Genomic DNA, 3975 nt, shown 5'->3' on the forward strand with positions numbered 1-3975 from the left:
GCCACCATTATTCAGACCGCCGGCAGCAAACAACGTCAGGCCATAGAAGTCGATGAAGAATGACAAGTGAGGAAGGCTATATCGAGAAACTGCACCTTACCCCCGCCAATGCCCATGAGTGCAAATACCTGTCGCCTTTATTGGAAGGTTTGACCAAAGGTACGACCGTCTATGCCGACAAAGGCTACGACAGTGAGGAAAACCGGCAACATCTGGAAGAGCATCAGTTGTTAGACGGTATTATGCGCAAAGCCCACCGCAAACATCCGCTGACGGAAGCGCAAACCAAACGCAACCGATATTTGTCGAAGACCCGTTATGTGGTCGAACAAAGCTTCGGTACGCTGCACCGTAAATTCCGCTACGCCCAGGCAGCCTATTTTGGTCTGTGTAAAGTGAGTGCACAAAGCCATCTGAAGGCGATGTGTTTGAACCTTTTGAAAGCCGCCAACAGGCTAAGTGCACCTGTTGCCGCCTAAAAGGTGGCCGGATGCCTGATTAATCAGGTATCCAAGGAGGATTAAGGGGATATTTGAGTAGAATCAGTAGATCTTTGAAACAAAAACAGCCGAAAACCTGTGTTTAGGTTTCGGCTGTCGAGGGAGGGGCTTTTTTGCAAAGGTCTCAGCTTAATTATTTGGTTATACGGGCTGTTTTAAAGTAACACTTGAAACCTGATTCTAGATTTTGTAATATAAGTCTTTTAAATGAATGTTCGAACAATATGCCAATATGCCTCAATAAATTAACTTAGATTACTTTATTGGGGCATAAGAGGGATTTTTATCATGTCCAAAAAAAGTCTTGTTGTCCCCCAAAAAGATATAGTTATTAAACGAAGAGAAGCACCTAAACTTTGTAACAGTTTATCTGTTACAAATGAGGGAGCTAAAGATTATGTCATTGTTGACTTTTTATATGCTTCTGTAACTCATAAAATCAACTCTACCTCTAATCAAACAAATGATCTTGAAGTTAATGTTATTACTTCAATTGCTATGCCAAATGAAGTTGCGAAACATTTAAGAGATGCACTAACTCAATATTTGGATAACTATGCAAATTAATAAGATAAAAGATATAGAGAAAAGTAATTTCTTTGGTTTTAATGATTTAAAACATAATCATATTGTCCCTTTTAACAAATCCAAGTCAAGAGGAATAAGAGAAGATAAAAAGGAATTAGCATGTCAAATTGATGATAGATTTTTCTATTCTATTCTGATAAATGAAATAACTAAGGATAAATATTATATCAATGTATTAAGGCCCCAAAAACAAATTGAATATAATCTAGGTAATGAAGAGTTATACTTGGATGTTAAACAGTCCTTGGAACAATTAAAACTATTTAAATCTAATTGGGATGGATTTGGAGCACGAAAGTTTGATCAATCTGTATTAACAAATGCACATAAGGTACTTAAACAAATATTTAAAGGTGAAATCCCTGCGCAAAAGATTGAAGATGTTCATTTAGAACCAGGGGTTAATGGTGTAATTGTATTCAGAATTTTTTTTAAAAAATCAAGAATAAAAAATTCAGTTATTGGAATAGGAGATACTAGTATTTCATCCTATAGTAAATATCTTACAAATCAATCAGGACTTAGATTTTTTTCTAAAATAAAAGAATATAATCATTTATTACATAAAATTTCAAACTCTATAAATGGATTTTTCGAATATAGTTATATTAATGAAAATGATGAGTATAATGAATAAATCTACTGAAATTGATGAATCTATTGAAATTGGAGATTCTGAAGTAATTATTAGAATTGTAATCTCCCCTGTAAATGTTTCTGGTAATAGAATTAAGATGAATATTTTCCAACCACCAAGGGGTACGCAAGATGTCTCTTGTCTTCGGACAGAACTTCTTACAGAGTCAGAATGCCTTAGTAAAGGTAAGGAGATTGCAAGTAAGAGAGCCAATAGTGAATTACATGGTTTTGCCTTATTAACAAAGCACTGTATTTTATCTTCGGAGGCAACAGTTGAAGACTCAAGAGACCCTCCAAATTTCTACGGGCATGCTGATATTAAAATGGGTATTTTTAACCATACTTCTGAAAAGATGCCTTTAGGTTTTGAGGAACAAGAATTGTTAGATTCAATAAAAGAAAAGTTAATGTCTCATTCATTATTTATTGAATTTAAAACTAAGACTATAAAACAAAAAAATGGGGATGTAAATTTAACAGATTGTGAAAAAAATGAACTTCTCCATAATTATGCTGAAAGATTGGAAAAGGTGTTTTAATGAATAAACCCTTTCAACCATATTAAATCCATCTTTTCATCATTTAGAGTAGCTTGATTATTTGAGGGCTGACTTTTTTGTCATGTTTCTGTTGAGCTTTGGTGGTTAGGAGTTGTTCAAGCATACCCTTAAGCACTCTAATGGAAATTTAACAAAATAGTGTTTGAGAGTATAGTACTGATAATTTAGACATTAAAAAAACCTGTGGTCGTACCAAATCTTGTACGACCACAGTTTTTTTTGTTTGTTAGTCAGTTGAGAGAGACTGTTGTTTAGTAAGGTCTATTTATTTACTACCTAGAAACGGGTTGATAACTTTAATCCGGCTGCGGTGAACGGAGTTGTATCTCGGGTAGCAACTGTCATATGGTGGTAGCAGGCTATGGCCGCAAGATAGCCGTCTGCCGCCGCAACGGTGAATCCTGCTGCCCGCGCTGTTGCACGGACTTCGGCATAGGCAACGGCAGCTTCGATGTCAAAATCCAAAATACGGTCTGAAAATACAGGTAATACTGTTTCTTCCAGTTTTTCCAACAACAGCCTTTTTTTCCGCCTTCGGGAAGGATGGCGATACCAAAACGCAGTTCCGCCACGGTAATGCTGGAAAGATATAGTGTTTCCACCGGTTGTCTGTCCAACCAAGCGATGACGCCAGAATATGGATTCTGTGAAGGTTTCTTAGATGGAAATACTGAAATTCTATTTCTAGAAGATCAATTTGCTGTGGTTTGTTATCATGCAAAACTATCTTCTTATCCTGTGACATTGCCTATCGGGTTTATGACTACCAACATTCGACAAGTAAATCACATCATTAGTTTGGCTAAAAACTACCTAAGTTCTCCTCTATTCCCTAATAAGAATGAAGATGAAATAGGTCAAAAAGATTTTGGTTTATTAAAACCATAACTGTATCCAACTTTTCAACAGAATAATCATACCGAAGCAGGAAGGCTGTATTGATGAGTTAAAAAAGGTCGTCTGAACTTCAGACGACCTTTTTTCTATGGAATATTATTCACAGATTTTGTGGATGTTTTGGGGAAATCATATCCTTAGACTACGAGCAAATCCGAGAACCGTGTGGTATAGCACTGGCTTAATCTATCTCTGTTCATTTTCCAGTCATCGGCCAGTAATTCTGAGGCCAATTTCAGACGGCCTCTACCGTGCTGACGGTTGATTTTATCCCATGCCTCCATGGCAGGATTGGCTTTTGTCGGTTCCCATAAGTCTGCCTGCATTTGAATAGCTGGTTTCAAACCATGTAATTCAATTCCGCATTTTTTATAGAGGTATCCACTGCGATAAATATCTGCCAGAAGTCGTTGTGCTATTCGGTTCAAATGAACTGTATCAGCGGTCGATACAATCAAATTCTGGGCTAGGCTATTATGATATTGAGACTCATCCTCACGAAAAAAATCTGTATGTAAGAATACAGAAACGGCGGATGCAGTTAAACCATCCTTACGCAATGCTTCAGCCCCTAAACTGACATGATGCGTAACAGACGCCTGCAATGCCTCTAATGTTTCTATACGCGTTCCAAAACTTCGACTACGAACAAGGTTTTGTCTCGGTTGTGCATTGGGATGTAATCCGTCACAGACAATACCCTGCATCTCTCTTTGCGTCCGCTCCACTGTTACACCATACCGTCGGCGTATGGGGGGGCGTTTGCGGGAGAGGGCGAAATCCTACGCTAA

Annotated in this window: 6 protein-coding genes and 1 pseudogene; 5 read left to right on the top strand and 2 right to left on the bottom strand. The window is 37.6% G+C overall.

All coding sequences use genetic code 11. The features are described 5' to 3' along the window. The 4 genes and pseudogenes from HMPREF2596_RS00095 to HMPREF2596_RS00110 form a co-directional block, all read left to right on the top strand. A pseudogene (locus HMPREF2596_RS00095) lies at nucleotides 1–479 on the top strand (transposase); the annotation flags it as partial. 309 nt (nucleotides 480–788) lie between these two features. Then, entirely contained in the window at nucleotides 789–1067 is a 279-nt protein-coding gene (locus HMPREF2596_RS00100) for a hypothetical protein (protein ID WP_070837959.1), read from the top strand. Next, entirely contained in the window at nucleotides 1057–1725 is a 669-nt protein-coding gene (locus tag HMPREF2596_RS00105; RefSeq protein WP_070848787.1) for a hypothetical protein, read from the top strand. Before HMPREF2596_RS00100 ends, HMPREF2596_RS00105 begins: the two co-directional genes overlap by 11 nt. Next, entirely contained in the window at nucleotides 1718–2266 is a 549-nt protein-coding gene (locus HMPREF2596_RS00110) for a hypothetical protein (protein ID WP_070848790.1), read from the top strand. The genes HMPREF2596_RS00105 and HMPREF2596_RS00110 overlap by 8 nt, the downstream gene beginning before the upstream one ends. A 297-nt stretch (nucleotides 2267–2563) precedes the next feature. Here the strand turns inward: HMPREF2596_RS00110 and HMPREF2596_RS11500 are convergent, their stop codons facing one another. Continuing rightward, a complete protein-coding gene (locus HMPREF2596_RS11500; protein ID WP_283140384.1) occupies nucleotides 2564–2800 on the bottom strand; it encodes a PIN domain-containing protein in 237 nt (78 codons plus the stop codon). Between the two features lie 30 nt (nucleotides 2801–2830). Here HMPREF2596_RS11500 and HMPREF2596_RS10770 point away from each other — a divergent pair, with 30 nt between their 5' ends. Continuing rightward, nucleotides 2831–3175, top strand: coding sequence for a hypothetical protein (locus HMPREF2596_RS10770; protein WP_283140385.1), 345 nt, complete (start codon nucleotides 2831–2833; stop codon nucleotides 3173–3175). Nucleotides 3176–3321: 146 nt separating this feature from the next. Here HMPREF2596_RS10770 and HMPREF2596_RS00120 read toward each other — a convergent pair whose 3' ends face one another. Continuing rightward, the gene (locus HMPREF2596_RS00120; RefSeq protein WP_283140386.1) at nucleotides 3322–3891 is read right to left on the bottom strand and encodes a DUF4113 domain-containing protein; all 570 of its coding nucleotides are present in this window, start codon (nucleotides 3889–3891) and stop codon (nucleotides 3322–3324) included. Nucleotides 3892–3975: the final 84 nt, after the last annotated feature.

This window comes from Neisseria sp. HMSC078C12 (assembly GCF_001838065.1).
GTDB lineage: Bacteria > Pseudomonadota > Gammaproteobacteria > Burkholderiales > Neisseriaceae > Neisseria.

What these genes read in the sequence shown, in the direction of transcription:
- HMPREF2596_RS10770 (WP_283140385.1), top strand. Translation starts at nt 2,831, where the DNA reads ATGGCGATACCAAAACGCAGTTCCGCCACGGTAATGCTGGAAAGATAT.
- HMPREF2596_RS00100 (WP_070837959.1), top strand. Translation starts at nt 789, where the DNA reads ATGTCCAAAAAAAGTCTTGTTGTCCCCCAAAAAGATATAGTTATTAAA.
- HMPREF2596_RS00120 (WP_283140386.1), bottom strand. Translation starts at nt 3,891, where the DNA reads ATGCAGGGTATTGTCTGTGACGGATTACATCCCAATGCACAACCGAGA.
- HMPREF2596_RS00105 (WP_070848787.1), top strand. Translation starts at nt 1,057, where the DNA reads ATGCAAATTAATAAGATAAAAGATATAGAGAAAAGTAATTTCTTTGGT.
- HMPREF2596_RS00110 (WP_070848790.1), top strand. Translation starts at nt 1,718, where the DNA reads ATGAATAAATCTACTGAAATTGATGAATCTATTGAAATTGGAGATTCT.